The following is a 17,462-nucleotide window of genomic DNA, read 5'->3' as shown; positions in this document are numbered from 1 at the left end:
ACTTTAGAAAGACTCAGGTAATAAAGAATGAATTACGTCGATAAACACGCTCTGGTACTTGGACTGGGTGAATCCGGTCTGGCGATGGCGCAGTGGCTGGTCTACTGCGGTGCGCGCGTGCGTGTGGCCGATACCCGCGAAGAGCAGGCCGTGGCGGAGCGCCTGGCCGTGCTGAAGACTGTATCGGCAGAGAGTGAATTCGTCGGCGGCAAGGCCTTTGCGGCAGAACTGCTGGACGGTATTGATTTCGTCGCCGTCAGCCCGGGCTTGGCGCCGGAGCGCGACCTGGCCGTGTTGTCTGCGGCAGCAGCAGAAAGAAATATCCCCCTGTGGGGCGAGATGGAATTGTTCGCGCAAGCCCTGGCGGCTTTGCGTGAAGAGCGCGCCTATACGCCCAAGGTGTTGGCCATCACCGGCACCAACGGCAAAACCACCGTCACCAGTCTGACCGGCATGCTATGCCGCCGTGCGGGATTGACGACCAAGGTCGCCGGCAACATCAGCCCGGCTGCATTGGATGTCTTGCGCGAAGCACTGATCGAAGATGCAGCCCACGCTATCGTGGTTGCTGCGCAACGCGCCGAAGAGGAAGCGGCAGCGCAGGCTGAGGCGGAAGCTGCTGCAGTTATCGCAGAACAACAGGCACAAGCGCAAGCTGAAGCTCAGGCAGAAATCGACGCCGCCGCCGCGAAGGAAGCCGCTGCAGCACAAGCTGCCGCGGAAGAAGCATCGCGCCAGCTGGAGCTGACTGAGCAAGCCGAGGCTGCTGAATCTGCTGAGTCTGCTGAAGCTGAAACGGCATCACCAGAACAAGCGTCTGCTGAGGCATCGAATGCATCCAACGGAGCAGAGCATGAGCCGTCGGTGCAAGCCGCTCATATTGGTCTGAATGACAGCTTGACGGTTACCGTCGCCGCGCCGAACGAGGATGAGGATGTCGAAGCCGCAGCAGATTCTGTCGATGCCTCGGCGTCGCAAGAACCCGCAGCCGAAATGACCACTGAAGAAACAGGCGCAGAGTCCGCCGCTTCACATGATGCGGAAATTGTGGACGCGGAAGATGTTGCTGTCTCAGCACAGGTTTCACTTCTCGACGAAGACGACAGCACGCCACTCCAGCTCGAATTGCCGCCACCGGAACCGGAGCGGGTGTACGAAGGCATCCTGCCGCAAGCATGGGTGCTCGAGTTGTCGAGCTTCCAGCTGCACACGACTTATAGCTTGCAGGCCGATGCCGCGACCGTACTGAACATTACGCAAGACCATCTGGACTGGCACGGCAATATGGATGCCTACACCGCCGATAAGGCGCGGATTTTCGGCGAGAAGACTGTGCGCGTACTCAATCGCGACGATGCCGCCGTGATGGCGATGGCCGCGCCCGGCGCCACCGTATCCAGTTTTGGTCTGGACGAGCCGAAGAAGGCAGGCAGTTTCGGTCTGGTTGATGAAAACGGCATGCTGTGGCTGGCCGCGGCTGTTGCAATCGAAGATGAAGAAAAACCCGAAGGCCGTCGCCGCAAGAAAGATCCGAAAGAAGTCGTCGAACAGCCTTTCCTGCTCAAGCGCCTGATGCCGGTCGATGCATTGAAGATCCGCGGTTTGCACAATGCCTCCAACGGTCTGGCCGCACTGGCATTGTGCCGTGCCGCCGATCTGCCGTTGGCGAACTTGTTGCACGGCTTGCGCGACTACACGGGCGAGCCGCATCGCGTCGAGCTGGTGATGACAATTCGCGAAGTGGAATATTACGACGACAGCAAGGGCACCAATGTCGGTGCTACCGTGGCTGCGTTGAACGGTCTCGGCCATGGCGGAAAGCCCAATCGTCTGTTGTTGATCGCCGGTGGCGATGGCAAGGGCCAGGATTTTTCGCCGCTGGCAGAGCCGTTGTCGAAATATGGTCGTGCCGTGTTCCTGATCGGTCGCGACGCCGGCGCCATTCGTACTGCAGTCGCCGACACCGGTATCGAACTGATCGATTGCACAACGCTGGAAGAAGCTGTCGAAAAAGCCGCCGACATGGCGCAAGGTGGTGACGCCGTGCTGCTGTCGCCGGCCTGCGCCAGTCTGGACATGTTCCGCAACTATGCCCATCGCGCGGAAGTCTTCGTCGACGCGGTGCGTGAAGTGGCCTTGTCGCGCGGTGAGGTGATGTGATGAAACTGACCCTGCCTTCGATTACCGGCTGGTTCGGCGCCAAAGATGAGCCTGGCGTGCGCGGTAGTGCGCGCGCGAGCAGCAACAGCGGCAGTCTGAAAGGCATCAGTGGTATCGAGCAGCGTTCACGCATGATGGAGTACGACCAGCCGCTGGTGTGGGTGGTCATGCTGCTGATGCTGTTCGGCATGGTCATGGTGTATTCGGCATCGATTGCGCTGCCCGATTCGCCGAAGTACGCGAATTACAAGACTTCGTATTTCCTGGTACGTCAGGCGATGTTCATCGGCGTATCGCTGTTGGCTGGCCTGATGGTGTTTCGCATCAAGATCGAGACCTGGCAAAAAATTGCGCCTTACCTGTTCGTCGCCACGCTGATCTTGTTGGCGCTGGTGTTGATTCCAGGTATCGGCAAGGGGGTCAACGGCGCCAAGCGCTGGCTGTCGTTCAAGGTATTCAACTTGCAGCCGTCTGAGCTGATGAAGCTGTTCATCGTCTTGTACGCCGCCGATTACACGGTGCGCAAACAGGCGGTGATGCATAAGCTGACCAAGGGATTTTTGCCGATGACGGTGGCGGTAGGCGTGGTCGGTTTGCTGTTGCTGTTGGAACCTGACCTCGGCGCATTCGGCGTGATCGTATGTATCGCGATGGGCATTCTGTTTTTGGGCGGCATCAACGGCGTCTGGTTTGGCGGCATCGGCGCCACGCTGGTCGGGATCTTTTCGCTGGTGATTATCTTGTCGCCATGGCGGCGCGAGCGGATTTTTGCTTACATGAATCCATGGGTGGAAGAGAACGCACTGGGCAAGGCTTATCAGTTATCGCACTCGCTGATCGCATTCGGTCGCGGCGAATTGTTTGGTGTCGGACTGGGTGGCAGCGTGGAAAAACTGCACTACCTGCCGGAAGCGCATACCGACTTTTTACTGGCGGTGATTGGCGAAGAACTGGGGTTTGTCGGCGTGCTGGTCGTGGTGCTGTTGTTCTATTGGTTGATCAAACATGCATTTGAGATTGGTCGTCAGGCAATCGCGCTGGATCTGACCTTCGCCGGTTTGACGGCCAAAGGTATCGGGATCTGGATTGGTGTGCAGACCTTCATCAACATGGGGGTGAACCTCGGCCTGTTGCCGACCAAGGGTTTGACGTTGCCGCTGATGAGCTATGGCGGCTCCGGTCTGCTGATCAACTGTGTCGGACTGGCAATTTTGCTGCGTATCGACTATGAGAATCGCGTACTGATGCGTGGGGGCCGCTTATGACCAAGCGTCTTCTGATCATGGCGGCGGGTACCGGCGGGCATATTTTCCCGGGCCTGGCGATTGCCGACACCATGCGCGCGCGCGGCTGGCAGGTTTCATGGCTGGGGACGACGCACGGCATGGAGCGCGACCTGGTGCCAAAACATGGCGTCGAGATGGATTCCATCGTCTTCGCCGGCCTGCGTGGCAAAGGGGTGGCGCATACCGTTAAAGGCGTGTGGCGCATGATCGCCAGCTTCGGTTCGTGCTTCCGCATCATCGGCAAGCGACACCCGGATGTGGTGTTGGGCATGGGTGGCTATGTGACGGTGCCGGGCGGCGCGATGGCGCGTTTGCGCGGCGTGCCGCTGGCGCTGGTGAATGCGGATGCCGCGCTGCTGTTGTCGAACAAGACCCTGACGCCGTTGGCTGACAAGGTGCTGTTCGGTTTTCCTGCCGATTTCGGCAAGGCTGCTGGTAAAGCAGAAGTTACCGGCAATCCGGTGCGCAAGGAAATCATCGCCCTGGGTGAACCCGCGCCGCGGTACGCCGCGCATAGCGGTCCGTTGCGGATTCTGGTGGTCGGCGGTAGCCTGGGCGCCAAAGTACTGAATGATTGTGTGCCGGCAGCGCTGGCAAAGTTGCCGGTGGATCAACGTCCGCTGGTGACGCATCAGTCAGGCAAGCAGCATATCGATGCCCTGCGTGCAGCGTATGCGCAGTCGGGTGTCGAGGCGGAAGTAGTGGATTTCATCGACGACATGCCGCGCCGCTATGCGGACGCTGATCTGGTGATCTGCCGCGCGGGTGCGATTACCGTGTCGGAATTGACCGCAGCCGGAATTGCCAGTGTGCTGGTACCGCTGGTGGCATCGACAACATCGCATCAGCGCGATAACGCCAAGTGGATGGCCAAAAGCAACGCCGCAGTCCATCTGCCGCAGACCGAGCTGACACCAGACAGCCTGGCGGCATTGCTGCAAACGTTGGATCGGCCTGGCTGCCAGAAGATGGCGCAGGCGGCGTATGAACAAGGCAGGCGCAACGCCAATGAGGCGATTGCGCAGGTGCTGGAAAGATTGGTAAAGCAATGAAACATCGGGTTAAAAATATTCATTTCGTCGGTATCGGCGGCTCCGGCATGAGCGGCATTGCCGAGGTCATGCTCAATCTGGGCTACGGCGTGTCCGGCTCGGATTTGGGCAGCAACGCGGCAACGCAGCGCCTGGCGCAGCTGGGTGCGCGCATTCTCTACGGCCACGCTGCCGACAATATTGAAAACGCCGACGCCATCGTCACCTCGACCGCGGTCAAGGGCGACAATCCGGAAGTGCTGGCGGCGCGCAAGAAACATATTCCCATCGTGCCGCGCGCGGTGATGCTGGGCGAGCTGATGCGTCTGAAGCAAGGTATCGCGATTGCCGGTACGCACGGCAAGACCACCACGACCAGTCTGGTCGCAAGCGTGCTGGCGCAAGGCGGACTGGATCCGACCTTCGTGATCGGCGGCCGCCTCACCAGCGCGGGCGCCAATGCCAAACTCGGTTCGGGCGATTTCATCGTGGCCGAAGCGGACGAGTCGGATGCGTCTTTCCTGAATCTGACACCGGTGATCGAAGTCATCACGAACATCGATGCCGATCATATGGAAACCTACAACCACGATTTCGCCAAGCTCAAGCAGGCCTTCGTCGAGTTCACCCAGCGTTTGCCGTTCTACGGCGTCGCGGTGCTGTGTCTGGATGATCCGCATGTGCGCGAGATCATGCCGATGATTTCCAAGCCTATCCTCACCTACGGCTTCCACGAAGACGCGGACATCCGCGCGGTGGACGCCAAGGCAGTCGACGGCAAGATGGAGTTCACGGTGATGCAAGACGGTTATGCGCCGATGCAGGTCAGCCTGAATCAGCCCGGTATGCATAACGTGCAGAATGCCTGCGCCGCCGTGGCGATCGCACGCGAGCTGGATGTGGCCGATGCGGACACGCAAAAGGCATTGACCGAATTCAACGGCGTTGGACGCCGCTTCACCCGCTATGGCGACGTGCCGTTGTTTGACGCCGCAGGCAAACCGGCGGGTTCATTTACGCTGGTGGATGACTACGGTCATCATCCGGTCGAGACTGCGGCGACGATTTCCGCCGCACGCGGTGCTTATCCGGGACGCCGCCTGGTATTGGCGTTCCAGCCGCATCGGTACACTCGTACGCGCGATTTGTTCGAAGACTTCGTCAAGGTGTTGTCGACGCCTGACGTGCTGGTGCTGGCTGAGGTGTATTCCGCCGGCGAGCAACCGATTGTGGCCGCCGACGGCCGTGCGCTGGCGCATGCGCTGCGCGTGGCAGGCAAGGTTGAGCCGGTGTTTGTCGAAGACATCGCCGATATGCCGGCAACGATCCTGAACGTAGTGCGTGACGGCGACGTCGTCATGACCATGGGCGCAGGCTCGATCAGCGGTGTGCCGGCAAAACTGACGGCGCAATCCGTGGATGCGCAAGGGCAGGGGGCGTGATGACGGACTCGAATATGGCCAAACAATTCGGTAAGGTCGGCGTGCTGTTCGGCGGTCGCTCCGCCGAGCGCGAAGTCTCGCTGATGTCCGGCGAGGGCGTGTTGAAGGCCTTGCGCAGCAAGGGTGTCGACGCACATCCTTTCGATCCGGCGCAGCGCAGCCTGGCTGAACTGGCTGCAGAAAAATTTGATCGCGTCTTTATCGCGCTGCACGGTCGCTACGGCGAAGACGGTACGCTGCAAGGTGCGCTGGAGCAGCTCGGCATTCCTTACACCGGTCCCGGCGTGATGGCGTCCTCGATTGCGATGGACAAGGTCATGACCAAGCGCATCTGGATCGGCCATGACTTGCCGACGCCGCGCTTTATCGTGCTTGACAGCGCTGCTACGCCGCGCGAAGAGTTGCGTCAGGTTCCCGACGTACTCGGTTTGCCGCTGATGTTGAAGGCGCCGCACGAAGGTTCGACCATCGGTATCGCCAAAGTGGCGGGTTATTCCGACATGCAGGAGGCATTCAACCTGTGCGCCAAATACGACGCTGCTGTGTTGGCGGAAGAATTTGTCACCGGCCGCGAACTGACGGTGCCGGTGCTGGGCAAAGGACGTGATGCAAAGGCTTATCCGGTAATCGAGATCCGCGCACCCGAAGGCAATTACGACTATCAGCACAAGTATTTCACCGACGACACCAAGTATCTGTGCCCGGCGCCGATCGACGAAGCCCTGACGCGGCGCGTGCAGGATCTTGCCGAGAAGGCGTATAACGCACTCGGTTGCCGCGGCTGGTCGCGCGTGGACTTCATGCTGCGCGCGTCCGACAACGAGCCGTTCCTGCTGGAGATCAATACCTCGCCAGGCATGACCAGCCATTCGCTGGTGCCGATGTCGGCCAAGCAGGCGGGAATGAGTTACGAAGATTTGTGCTGCGAGATTTTGAAATCCGCAGCGCTGGATTTGAAGCCGTCCGACGCGTGGAAACCGCACGCTTCGACCGATGCCGGCGCCAACGTTTCGGACAAGGGATAAGACGCGACCATGTGGCAAGACGTCAAAATGCTCAACGCAATCACCAACGCCCTGCTGGCGCTGGTGCTGCTGGCATTGCTGGCGTCCGGCCTGTGGTGGCTGGCGCAGCGGCCGATGTTCACACTCAAGACCATCCGCGTCGAAGGTGTGGCGCAGGAGCAGTTGCGCCGAGTGAATCCGCTGACGATACGCGCCAGCGCCGTGCCGCGCATCAAGGGTAATTTTTTTACGGCCGATCTGGACGCGGTGCGCGGTGCGTTCGAATCGGTGCCATGGGTGCGTAAAGCCATGGTGCGTCGCGAATGGCCGAACAAGCTGATCGTGACGATTGAAGAACATCGCGCGCTCGGTACATGGGGTGATGACGGGCGTTTGCTATCAGTCAAGGGCGATGTGTTTACCGCCAATCTGGCCGAAGCGGAAGACGATGGCGACTTGCTGGAGTTTGACGGACCGGACGGCAGCGAGAAGGAAGTGGTCGCGCGTTTCGATCAGTTCCGCGATTGGCTGGCGCCGATCAAGGTCGTGCCGGAAGCGGTGGCTTTGTCGAACCGGTATGCCTGGACCGTGAAGCTGGACAACGGCATCACGGTCGAGCTGGGACGTGCCGAAAGCGAGGCCACGCTGAAGGAAAGAATTGCCAGGCTGGTATCCGTCTATCCGCAGCTGATGGACCGCCTGCAGGGGAAGAAAATTGAAAATGTCGACATGCGCTATCCGAACGGCCTGGCGTTGAAGGCGGATGGATTGGTACTGGCTGCATTGAACGGAAAGAAAAAATAAGCGGAACGATATGACAAAAGACGCAAAAAACCTGATCGTCGGTCTCGACATCGGCACCTCCAAGGTGGTGGCCGTGGTGGCGGAAGTATTGCAGGACGGACGCCACGAAGTGATCGGCCTGGGCCAGTCCGAATCCAAGGGATTGAAGAAGGGCGTGGTGGTCAACATCGAAGCCACGGTCGAATCGATCCAGCGCGCGCTGGAAGAGGCCGAGCTGATGGCGGATTGCAAGATTCGCAATGTCTATACCGGCATCGCGGGCAGTCATATCCGCAGCTTCAATTCGAGCGGCATGGTGGCCATCAAGGACAAGGAAGTCAGCGCTGCGGACGTGTCGCGCGTTATCGAAACCGCCAAGGCCGTCAACATCCCGACCGATCAGCAATTGCTGCATACCGTGCCGCAGGAATTCATCGTCGACAATCAGGAAGATGTGCGTGAACCAATCGGCATGAGCGGCATCCGACTCGAGGTAAAAGTGCACATCGTGACCGGCGCGGTGTCGGCGGTGCAGAACATTGTGAAGTGCGTGCGCCGCTGCGGTCTGGAAGTGTCCGATCTGATTCTGCAGCCGATGGCTTCTGCCGATTCCGTGCTGACCCCGGACGAGCGTGAACTGGGCGTGGTGCTGGTCGATATCGGCGGTGGCACGACAGATGTGGCGGTGTTTACCGAAGGCGCAATTCGCCACACTGCAGTGATTCCGATCGCCGGCGACCAGATCACCAACGACATCGCGATGGCCTTGCGTACGCCGACGCTGGAAGCGGAAGAAATCAAGCTGCGTTACGGCGTGGCGAAGCAAATCCTGGCGGATCCGACCGAGACGCTGGAAGTGCCGGGACTGGGTGACCGCAATCCGCGCACTTTGTCGCGCCAGGCGCTGGCGGCGGTGATCGAGCCGCGCGTGGAAGAGTTGTTTGCATTAGTGCATCAGGTGGTGCGCGAGTCCGGTTACGAAGAGGTGCTGTCGTCAGGCATCGTCCTCACCGGCGGCTCCGCGATGATGCCAGGGATGATTGAGCTGGCAGAGGACATCTTCCTCAAGCCTGCCCGACTGGGGACACCGGAATATAGCGGCCAACTGGCTGATGTGGTGCGCAGCCCACGCTATTCGACGGTTTTGGGGTTGTTGTTGGAAGCGAAAAAGCAATATCTGCGCGGGTACATCGTCACCCGACAGGAAGGTTCGGTAAAGGCAATCTGGCAGCGCATGAAGGAATGGTTTTTAGGTAATTTTTAAGCAGTCGCGTCATTCATTTGGTTACTCGTTTTTTAGTCATTCAGTTCTTCGGATCAGCAACACGCAGTTCTCAGTTGCTAGTCGTCACACCGCGTGATGCCTATCAACTGCAAGCTGCACATACATATATTTAAGGAGTCATCATGGAAATAGATATGCTCGACAACGCCACTCTCGGCACGATCATCAAGGTCGTGGGCGTGGGCGGTGCAGGCGGCAACGCGGTGCAGCACATGATCAACAAGGGCGTGTCCGGCGTTGAGTTCATTGCAGCGAACACAGATGCGCAAGCATTGAAGATGTCGAAGGCCGACAACGTCATCCAGATCGGTGAAACCGGTCTGGGCGCCGGCATGCAGCCGCAAGTCGGCCGCCGTCTGGCCGAAGAAACCCGCTCGCGCATCGAAGATGCGCTGCGCGGTGCGCACATGGTGTTCATCGCCGCAGGCATGGGTGGCGGCACGGGTACCGGTGCGGCACCGGTGGTGGCTGAAGTAGCCAAGTCGCTGGGCGCACTGACCGTTGCAGTGGTCTCCAAGCCGTTCTCGTACGAAGGTCAGAAGTGCATGGACATCGCTGATCAGGGTCTGGAAGAACTGGCGCAGCACGTCGATTCGCTGATCATCATCCTGAACGAAAAGCTGGAAGAGATCTACGAAGACGACAGCATGATCGAATGGCTGGGCCATGCTGATGACGTGCTGAACAACGCCGTCGCCGGTATTGCTGAAATCATCAATGTGCCGGGCCACATCAACGTCGACTTCAACGACGTCAAGACCATCATGGGTGAGCAGGGCAAGGCCATGATGGGTACGGCAACCGCTTCCGGCGTGGATCGCGCCCGTGTGGCGGCAGAGCAGGCTGTGGCATCGCCGCTGCTCGACGGTATCGACCTGTCTGGCGCGCGCGGCGTGCTGGTCAATGTGACCGCCAGCCGTAGCCTCAAGGGTAAGGAAATCAAGGAAGTCATGGCGACTGTCCGCGCTTTCGCTGCAGCTGATGCATCGATCGCACAAGGTATCGCCTACGACGACACCATGGGCGACGACATCCGCGTGACTGTCGTGGCAACTGGTCTGGGCCGCAGCCGCAAGTCGGTGCAATTGGTGCAGACGCCAATGCTGCGCACCGGTACGCACAATGAGCCGATGATGGCCGGCACCGGTACGATGAACAATGGCACCCACGGCGGCGCGCAAACCGGCGCAGCTTTCGGTGGCATGAAGGCGCCGGCGGTATGGCGTCGCGAGTCGGCTTCCGACACTGTGCGTGCGCTGGAAAAGAATGGCATGGAAACGTATGACATTCCGGCTTTCCTGCGCAAACAGGCTGACTGAGCAAGCTGACTAAGTTGGCAGCATAAGCAAAGTTGACTTCGGATTGCTGCCTGTTTCGGCAGGCAGCAACCTTGGTCATAAACAGGCATACTATCGCCTGCGCGCCGCGCCTTTGTGCGCGGCGTTTTTTCGTCTGCCTGCACAGATGCATCGGGCAGAGCAGACCGAGCATTCCCGAATTATTGAATTACTCACAAGAAGGAAATCATCATGACCATTAAAGTTGGCGATCGCCTGCCGGAAGCCGCACTGGCTGAATTCATCGAGACCGAAACCGAAGGTTGCTCGCTCGGCCCGAACACATTCAAGGTGTCCGATCTGGTCAAGGGTAAGAAGATTGCCTTGTTTGCATTGCCTGGCGCTTTTACTCCGACCTGTTCCGCCAAGCATGTGCCGGGCTACATCCAGCACGCTGCTCAATTCAAGGCCAAGGGCGTTGATGAAATCTGGTGCATCTCGGTCAACGACGCGTTCGTGATGGGCGCATGGGGCCGCGATCAAAAGGCAACCGGCGTGGTGCGCATGCTGGCTGACGGTAGCGCGACTTTCACCAAGGCCGTGGGCCTGGAATTCGACCTGACTGAAAAGGGCATGGGCGTACGTTCGCAGCGTTATTCGATGCTGCTGGAAGACGGTGTGGTCAAGCAATTGAATCTGGAAGCACCGGGCAAGTTTGAAGTCTCCAACGCAGAAACACTGTTGGGCCAACTCGGCTAAGCACGGTTGATCTGTACCTGTTCGGGTGGATCAGTCCCGGACTGATTCACCCCGGACGAGTACCAAAAAAGGCGCGGAAGGCGGTCCGAAAGGGCTGTTTCCGCGCTTTTTACCTTCTTTTGCAGTGCGGGAACTTTTTTGCAACAGTCCGCATGCCGGCAGCAGGCCCGATGCCATCTTGGCTATAATGGCGGGATGTTAAAACAGCGCACCATTAAAAATCTCGTCCAGACCGTCGGCGTCGGTTTGCATTCCGGCACCAAGGTGGAACTGACCCTGCGTCCGGCTGCTGTCGATACCGGGATTGTTTTCCGCCGCATCGACCTTGATCCTGTCGTGGAATTCCCCGCGTCGGCCACCGGCGTGGGCGACACCCGCATGGCCTCGGTGCTGTCGAAGGACGGTGCGCGCGTCTCGACCGTTGAACATCTGCTATCGGCTTGCGCTGGTCTCGGCATCGACAATCTGTACATCGATCTGACCGCCGAAGAAATTCCCATCATGGATGGTTCGGCGTCTTCGTTCGTGTTCCTGCTGCAGCAAGCGGGTCTGCAGGAGCAAAACTCGCCGAAGAAATTTATCCGTGTCAAAAAGCCGGTGGAAGTGCGTGAAGGTCAGGGCGACAAGGAAAAGTGGGCGCGTCTCGAGCCTTACAACGGTTTCAAACTAAAGTTCTTCATCGAATTTAATCACCCGGCGGTCGACGGCACCGGACAAACGGCCGAAGTCGATTTCGCCATCGAGTCCTACGTGAAGGAAATCGCGCGGGCGCGTACCTTCGGTTTCATGCAAGATGTGGAAACCTTGCGCGGCATGGGCCTGGCGCGTGGCGGCTCGTTCGAAAATGCGATTGTGATGGACGAATACCGCATTCTCAACGCAGACGGCCTGCGCTACGACAATGAGTTCGTGCGTCACAAGATCCTCGATGCCATCGGTGATCTTTACCTGATCGGTCACCCCTTGCTGGCCAGTTATAACGCCCACAAGTCCGGTCACGGTATGAACAACCAGCTCTTGCGCGCTTTGCTGGATCAGCCGGATGCCTACGATATCGTTACTTTTGACACGCTGGAGTCGGCGCCACAGACGTATGTGATGCAGGCCAAGCAGGAGTGGGCGCTTAACTAAGCGGAGTCTGAAGCCAGGCAAGGTCTAAAGCCTGGTTTTGGGCGCAGTATTTAGTCCGAATTTCGTCTGACAACTACCCGATACATTCGCCAATGCAGCCTTTGCTGCACCGGGCGACTCTGGAGAACATCTCTTTCGCCAGAGCAAGAACAAGGCCGGGTTTCTTTCTGTTCTCTTTCTATTTGACGCCGGTATTGCGGCGTACCATGTTCGCCAGTGCAGTTTTGAGCGCCTGATTCTGTTTTGAATCTTCCAGCGCTTCGTTCAGTTCTGCAAATGAGGTGACTGCTGCGGTGGACAAAGTCAGTACCCGGCGCTCGACCGGCGGAACGACATAGTTTTTGCCAACTTGTACTTTGATCCGGATTGCATTAACCTGCCATCCATCTTTTAGCAGACGTTCTTGCAACTTCGGCAATTGTTGTTTGAGCTTCGCGGCCAGCGCCGCATTGGGCATGCTCAATACCAACTGGCCGCCTTCGAAGTTCATGACGTCGCACGATTTGAAAATAGCCGGCAGAATCGCGGCGCAGCTTTTTTGCAGCGCCGCCATCCGGGTAATGGCAGGCATCAACGTTGCCATTGCATTATCCGACGTCAAAAAATCTGTCGCGTCCCGCGGCTTGCGCATCAGTTGCGCAGCCGACGGACCACGGCGATAAGGGGTAAATGTGGAGCGAGACTTCATCTTTAAACCTTATCACATCTCATCCGAAGAGGATGAGAGTCAAAGGAGTAAAGATGCAAATTATTCTGCTGCACCCGCGCTTTACGCGCGCACGGTCAGTCACGCTGACTTCCAAACATGTCATTGCAGTACTGCTTTTTCTGGTGATCAGCATTGCCGTCTCGGCGGCTGCATTGTCTTATCTCGTTTTGCGCAATGCGGCCGATGGCGAAAGCTCACCGATGCTGCACAAACTGCTGGTGTCGATGACGCAGCAAGAAGATGATCGCAAAGACAAATATCTCAAGGAAAACCTCGCCGTCATGGCGGTGAAACTGGGTGAAATGCAGGCGCAACTGATGCGCCTTGATGCCCTCGGTGAACGCGTGCAAGGTCTGGCCGGCGTGCGTCCTGAAGAATTCAATTTCAAGGAAAAACCGGGTCGCGGTGGTATGGAGGTGTCGTCCATCGGTGGCGCAGGACAAGAGCTGGGTATGGGCGAATTGCAAAAAATGCTCGATGCGCTGGCGGTCGATGTAGGGCATCGCTCAGACTACATGAATGCGGTGGAGTCCACGCTCATGGCCGACAAGATCAAGTCGCGCCTGCTGCCCACCAATCCACCCGTCAATGTCGCCTACAACTCATCGAGTTTCGGCTGGCGCCTGGATCCTTTTACGGGACACAATGCTTTCCATGAAGGTTTGGATTTTCCTGCCTCGACCGGTACGCCCATCGTTGCTGCGGCTGCAGGCGTGGTGATCGCCGCTGAATATCATTATCAGTTCGGCAATATGCTGGAAATTGATCATGGCAATGACCTCATCACGCGCTACGCGCATGCATCGCAGCTGTACGTGAAAGTGGGCGATATCGTCAAACGCGGCCAGCGTGTGGCCGACATCGGCACGACCGGGCGTTCGACAGGGCCGCACCTGCATTTCGAAGTACGCATCCGTGGCGTGGCGCAGGATCCGCGTAAATTCCTTGCGTTGGGCAGTCCGGGAGGCGGTCCCAAAGCGGCGCCGGTGTTCGTCGCCGGACACTGATCGCCTCACGTGCGATTGCGATTGTCGGCGGGAATCGGTCGCCGATATTGAATCTTTAAAGCCCAGCCCAATCTATTGACAGTATGTGAACTGATCGAACGGACATAGCCGGAGGTAATCTGGCGTTGACGTGTCGATTATTGCCTTGAGGAAGCTTTTGTCGGTCGGCAATGACGGCGAGCACGAGTCCTCGTGCATCCACCCCGTGGGAACACTGAAGCGGGGCGCTTGCATGCTAAAATCCAAGGTTTATTGGCCTCATTCCGGTTCCGTGCGGGCAAAATTGCCGCGCAGAGTCATTTTTCGGCGCTTTTTTAGAATCCAAGCATGTCATTACTGACCCAGATTTTCGGTAGCCGCAATCAGCGGTTGCTCAAACAATATCAAAAAATTGTCCGCCAAATCAATGCGCTCGAGGCGGATATCGAGAAACTGTCGGATGCCGAGCTGCAAGCCAAGACGCCTGAATTCAAGCAACGCGTGGCCGACGGCGCCAAGCTGGACGACATCCTGCCGGAAGCTTTCGCTGTCTGCCGCGAGGCCAGCAAGCGCGTTCTCAAGATGCGCCACTTCGATGTGCAACTGATCGGCGGCATGGTGCTGCACTTCGGCAAGATCGCCGAAATGCGCACAGGCGAAGGTAAAACCCTGATGGCAACCTTGCCTGCGTACCTGAATGCCTTGTCGGGCAAGGGTGTGCACGTGGTGACTGTCAATGATTACCTGGCGCAGCGTGATGCCGAGTGGATGGGCAAGCTGTATGGCTGGCTGGGACTGACGACTGGTATCAACCTGTCGCAGATGGAGCATGATCTCAAGCAAGGTGCTTACGCTTCCGACATCACCTACGGCACCAACAACGAATTCGGTTTCGATTACCTGCGCGACAACATGGTGTTTGACGCAGGTGATCGCGTGCAGCGCGGCCTCAATTTTGCGATCGTCGATGAAGTCGACTCGATCCTGATTGATGAAGCGCGTACGCCACTGATCATTTCCGGCCAGGCTGAAAACCATACTGATCTGTATCACAAGATCAACGAAGTGCCACCGCTGCTGACGCTGCAAATCGGCGAAGAAACCCCTGACGGCAAAGGCAAGGTTGAAGTCCCCGGCGATTACACCAAGGACGAAAAAGGCCATCAGGTTCTGCTGACCGAAGCCGGTCACGAGCACGCCGAACAAATCCTGACCAGCATGGGCTTGCTGCCGGAAGGCGCTTCGCTGTACGACGCTTCCAACATCTCGCTGGTGCATCACCTCTACGCCGCCTTGCGCGCCCACACGCTGTATCACAAGGATCAGCAATACGTGGTGCAAAACGGCGAAGTCGTGATCGTCGATGAATTTACCGGCCGTCTGATGACGGGCCGCCGCTGGTCCGATGGCTTGCATCAAGCCGTCGAAGCGAAGGAAAAGGTCAAGATCCAGAACGAGAACCAGACGCTGGCGTCGATCACGTTCCAGAACTACTTCCGCATGTACGGCAAGCTGTCCGGCATGACCGGTACTGCCGATACCGAAGCCTACGAATTCCAGGAAATCTACAATCTGGAAACCGTGGTCATCCCGCCGAACCGCCCAAGCGCACGTAAAGACCGTCAGGATCAGGTCTACAAGACATCGCAAGAGAAGTACATGGCGATGGTCAAGGACATCCAGGATTGCTACGAGCGCGGCCAACCGGTGCTGGTCGGTACGACCTCGATCGAGAACTCCGAACTGCTGTCCGGCATTCTGAATCAAGCCAAGCTGCCGCATAACGTCCTCAACGCGAAGCAACATGCACGCGAAGCGGAAATCATTGCGCAAGCCGGTCGTCCGAAGATGATCACCATCGCCACCAACATGGCTGGTCGCGGTACCGACATCGTTCTCGGCGGCAATGTCGAGAAGCAAATCCAGATCATCGAAGCGGATGCGGCTTTGTCGGATGCCGACAAAGAGGCGCAAGCGCAAAAGTTGCGTGATGAATGGCAATCGCTGCACGACCATGTGGTCGGTGCCGGCGGTCTGCACATCATCGGTACCGAGCGTCACGAATCCCGCCGCGTCGACAATCAGTTGCGCGGCCGTTCCGGTCGTCAGGGCGACCCAGGCTCCTCGCGTTTCTATCTCTCGCTGGACGACGCGCTGCTGCGCATTTTTGCCGGCGACCGCGTGCGCGCGATCATGGATCGTCTGAAGATGCCGGAAGGCGAGCCGATCGAAGCCGGTATTGTTACCCGCTCGATCGAGTCGGCACAGCGCAAGGTGGAAGCGCGCAACTTCGACATCCGCAAGCAATTGCTGGAATACGACGACGTCGCCAACGATCAGCGCAAGGTCATCTATCAGCAACGTAATGAATTGCTGGAATCCGCCGAAATGGAGGAAATGATCACCTCGCTGCGTGAAGGCGTCTTCACCGAAGCCTTCCGTACCCATGTGCCGGAAGAGTCAGTCGAAGAGCAATGGGACATCCCGGCGCTGGAAGCTGCATTGAGCAACGAATGGCAACTTGCTGTGCCGCTGACCAGCATTTTGGAAGCCGAGCCTAACCTGACCGAAGAAGAACTGCTGGAACGCGTTCTGTCTGCAGCCGCGACGACCTACGCCGCCAAGGTGGATGTGGTCGGCACGGAAGCATTCAGCGGTTTCGAGCGTAGCGTCATGCTGCAAAGCATCGACAGCCATTGGCGCGAACATCTGGCTGCTCTGGATCACCTGCGTCAGGGTATCCATCTGCGCGGTTATGCACAGAAGAATCCGAAGCAGGAATACAAGCGCGAAGCATTTGAATTGTTTGCCCAGATGCTCGACCTGATCAAGAACGAAGTGATCAAGATCGTCATGACCGTGCGTATTCAAAGCCGCGAAGAAATCGAAGCTGCGGAAGAAAACCTCGGCCAGTCGCATGTCGAAAACGTGCATTATCAGCACGCCGATTTCGACGCCGATGCAGCGCCGGAAGAATTGCTGGCGCCGACCGCCAACCCCGACAGCAACGATGGCAGCAGCGAACAGCCGCTGGTCAACGGTCTGCCGAAGGTCGGCCGCAACGATCCATGCCCATGCGGCAGCGGCAAGAAATACAAGCAGTGCCACGGCAAGCTGGTTTAAGTCGGCGGTAGCCGTCGCCGAGCCGCTCCCGGTTTACGGAGCGGCTTTTTCTTTTGTTCACCGCGCCATCGAGCCATGTGCAACGACAGCCGGCCCCGCGCGTGGACGACCTCGCAGCGGATTCCATCGATGGGGACGGCCCCGCAACGCGAAGGAAGAGGCAATGGCCTGGATCATTCTGGTATTGGCGGGTTTGTTTGAAGTGGCGTGGGCGGTCGGGCTGAAGTACACCGACGGATTCACGCGTTTGTTGCCTAGCGTGGCGACGCTGGCCGCGATGGCCGTCAGCGTCGGTCTGCTGGCGCTGGCGGTGAAGACGCTGCCGCTCAGCACTGCTTACGCCATCTGGACCGGCATCGGCGCCGTCGGTGCGGTCATTCTCGGCATCGTGCTGTTCCATGAATCGGCCTCCCCGGCGCGGCTCGCCTGCCTGGCGCTGATTATCGTTGGCATCATCGGTTTGAAAGTCGTCTCGCCGGAATGACA

Annotated in this window: 14 protein-coding genes; 13 read left to right on the top strand and 1 reads right to left on the bottom strand. The window is 58.3% G+C overall.

Annotated features, from left to right (window positions below):
- Positions 1-27: 27 nt before the first annotated feature.
- The 10 genes from murD to lpxC all read left to right on the top strand — a co-directional run bounded on the left by murD (position 28) and on the right by lpxC (position 12,158).
- Positions 28-2,160, top strand: coding sequence for a UDP-N-acetylmuramoyl-L-alanine--D-glutamate ligase (murD, locus tag hmeg3_RS22020; protein WP_094565648.1), 2,133 nt, complete (start codon positions 28-30; stop codon positions 2,158-2,160).
- Positions 2,160-3,425, top strand: a complete 1,266-nt coding sequence (gene ftsW, locus hmeg3_RS22015; protein ID WP_094565647.1) for a putative lipid II flippase FtsW — start codon at positions 2,160-2,162, stop codon at positions 3,423-3,425. Before murD ends, ftsW begins: the two co-directional genes overlap by 1 nt.
- Complete coding sequence (gene murG, locus hmeg3_RS22010; RefSeq protein WP_094565646.1) at positions 3,422-4,498, top strand: undecaprenyldiphospho-muramoylpentapeptide beta-N-acetylglucosaminyltransferase; 1,077 nt, start codon at positions 3,422-3,424, stop codon at positions 4,496-4,498. The genes ftsW and murG overlap by 4 nt, the downstream gene beginning before the upstream one ends.
- The gene (gene murC / locus hmeg3_RS22005; RefSeq protein ID WP_094565645.1) at positions 4,495-5,919 is read left to right on the top strand and encodes a UDP-N-acetylmuramate--L-alanine ligase; all 1,425 of its coding nucleotides are present in this window, start codon (positions 4,495-4,497) and stop codon (positions 5,917-5,919) included. The genes murG and murC overlap by 4 nt, the downstream gene beginning before the upstream one ends.
- A gap of 14 nt (positions 5,920-5,933) precedes the next feature.
- Positions 5,934-6,944: a D-alanine--D-alanine ligase gene (locus hmeg3_RS22000; RefSeq protein ID WP_232511774.1), complete on the top strand. Its 1,011-nt coding sequence runs from the start codon at positions 5,934-5,936 to the stop codon at positions 6,942-6,944.
- Between the two features lie 9 nt (positions 6,945-6,953).
- Positions 6,954-7,727 (top strand): cell division protein FtsQ/DivIB, encoded by a 774-nt coding sequence (locus hmeg3_RS21995; protein WP_094565643.1) that lies wholly within the window; start codon positions 6,954-6,956, stop codon positions 7,725-7,727.
- A 10-nt stretch (positions 7,728-7,737) separates the two neighbouring features.
- On the top strand, positions 7,738-8,970 hold the full coding sequence (gene ftsA, locus hmeg3_RS21990) for a cell division protein FtsA (RefSeq protein ID WP_007878109.1): 1,233 nt from the start codon (positions 7,738-7,740) through the stop codon (positions 8,968-8,970).
- Positions 8,971-9,113: 143 nt separating this feature from the next.
- Positions 9,114-10,310: a cell division protein FtsZ gene (gene ftsZ, locus hmeg3_RS21985; protein WP_094565642.1), complete on the top strand. Its 1,197-nt coding sequence runs from the start codon at positions 9,114-9,116 to the stop codon at positions 10,308-10,310.
- Between the two features lie 210 nt (positions 10,311-10,520).
- The gene (locus hmeg3_RS21980; protein WP_094565641.1) at positions 10,521-11,027 is read left to right on the top strand and encodes a peroxiredoxin; all 507 of its coding nucleotides are present in this window, start codon (positions 10,521-10,523) and stop codon (positions 11,025-11,027) included.
- Positions 11,028-11,222: 195 nt separating this feature from the next.
- A complete protein-coding gene (lpxC, locus tag hmeg3_RS21975) occupies positions 11,223-12,158 on the top strand; it encodes a UDP-3-O-acyl-N-acetylglucosamine deacetylase (protein ID WP_094565640.1) in 936 nt (311 codons plus the stop codon).
- A gap of 178 nt (positions 12,159-12,336) precedes the next feature.
- On the opposite strand, the gene hmeg3_RS21970 is transcribed toward lpxC, so the two are convergent.
- Positions 12,337-12,741 carry a DciA family protein gene (locus hmeg3_RS21970; RefSeq protein ID WP_369828844.1) on the bottom strand — a complete coding sequence of 135 codons (405 nt, stop codon included), beginning with the start codon at positions 12,739-12,741 and terminating at the stop codon, positions 12,337-12,339.
- Positions 12,742-12,899: 158 nt separating this feature from the next.
- Here hmeg3_RS21970 and hmeg3_RS21965 point away from each other — a divergent pair, with 158 nt between their 5' ends.
- The 3 genes from hmeg3_RS21965 (at position 12,900) to sugE (ending at position 17,460) form a co-directional block, all read left to right on the top strand.
- Positions 12,900-13,874, top strand: a complete 975-nt coding sequence (locus hmeg3_RS21965; protein WP_094565638.1) for a M23 family metallopeptidase — start codon at positions 12,900-12,902, stop codon at positions 13,872-13,874.
- Positions 13,875-14,201: 327 nt separating this feature from the next.
- A complete protein-coding gene (gene secA / locus hmeg3_RS21960) occupies positions 14,202-16,976 on the top strand; it encodes a preprotein translocase subunit SecA (protein ID WP_094565637.1) in 2,775 nt (924 codons plus the stop codon).
- A gap of 163 nt (positions 16,977-17,139) precedes the next feature.
- Positions 17,140-17,460, top strand: a complete 321-nt coding sequence (sugE, locus tag hmeg3_RS21955) for a quaternary ammonium compound efflux SMR transporter SugE (RefSeq protein WP_029363820.1) — start codon at positions 17,140-17,142, stop codon at positions 17,458-17,460.
- Positions 17,461-17,462: the final 2 nt, after the last annotated feature.

Source organism: Herbaspirillum sp. meg3 (assembly GCF_002257565.1).
Classification (GTDB): Bacteria; Pseudomonadota; Gammaproteobacteria; order Burkholderiales; family Burkholderiaceae_D; genus Herbaspirillum.
This window is presented reverse-complemented; position numbering and strand designations above follow the sequence as displayed.

Bases quoted from the DNA above. Each gene is read 5' to 3' on its own strand.
- murD (WP_094565648.1), top strand. From the start codon at position 28: ATGAATTACGTCGATAAACACGCTCTGGTACTTGGACTGGGTGAATCC.
- hmeg3_RS21965 (WP_094565638.1), top strand. From the start codon at position 12,900: ATGCAAATTATTCTGCTGCACCCGCGCTTTACGCGCGCACGGTCAGTC.
- ftsW (WP_094565647.1), top strand. From the start codon at position 2,160: ATGAAACTGACCCTGCCTTCGATTACCGGCTGGTTCGGCGCCAAAGAT.
- hmeg3_RS21980 (WP_094565641.1), top strand. From the start codon at position 10,521: ATGACCATTAAAGTTGGCGATCGCCTGCCGGAAGCCGCACTGGCTGAA.
- hmeg3_RS22000 (WP_232511774.1), top strand. From the start codon at position 5,934: ATGGCCAAACAATTCGGTAAGGTCGGCGTGCTGTTCGGCGGTCGCTCC.
- murG (WP_094565646.1), top strand. From the start codon at position 3,422: ATGACCAAGCGTCTTCTGATCATGGCGGCGGGTACCGGCGGGCATATT.
- murC (WP_094565645.1), top strand. From the start codon at position 4,495: ATGAAACATCGGGTTAAAAATATTCATTTCGTCGGTATCGGCGGCTCC.
- secA (WP_094565637.1), top strand. From the start codon at position 14,202: ATGTCATTACTGACCCAGATTTTCGGTAGCCGCAATCAGCGGTTGCTC.
- hmeg3_RS21970 (WP_369828844.1), bottom strand. From the start codon at position 12,741: ATGGCAACGTTGATGCCTGCCATTACCCGGATGGCGGCGCTGCAAAAA.
- ftsZ (WP_094565642.1), top strand. From the start codon at position 9,114: ATGGAAATAGATATGCTCGACAACGCCACTCTCGGCACGATCATCAAG.
- ftsA (WP_007878109.1), top strand. From the start codon at position 7,738: ATGACAAAAGACGCAAAAAACCTGATCGTCGGTCTCGACATCGGCACC.
- sugE (WP_029363820.1), top strand. From the start codon at position 17,140: ATGGCCTGGATCATTCTGGTATTGGCGGGTTTGTTTGAAGTGGCGTGG.
- hmeg3_RS21995 (WP_094565643.1), top strand. From the start codon at position 6,954: ATGTGGCAAGACGTCAAAATGCTCAACGCAATCACCAACGCCCTGCTG.
- lpxC (WP_094565640.1), top strand. From the start codon at position 11,223: ATGTTAAAACAGCGCACCATTAAAAATCTCGTCCAGACCGTCGGCGTC.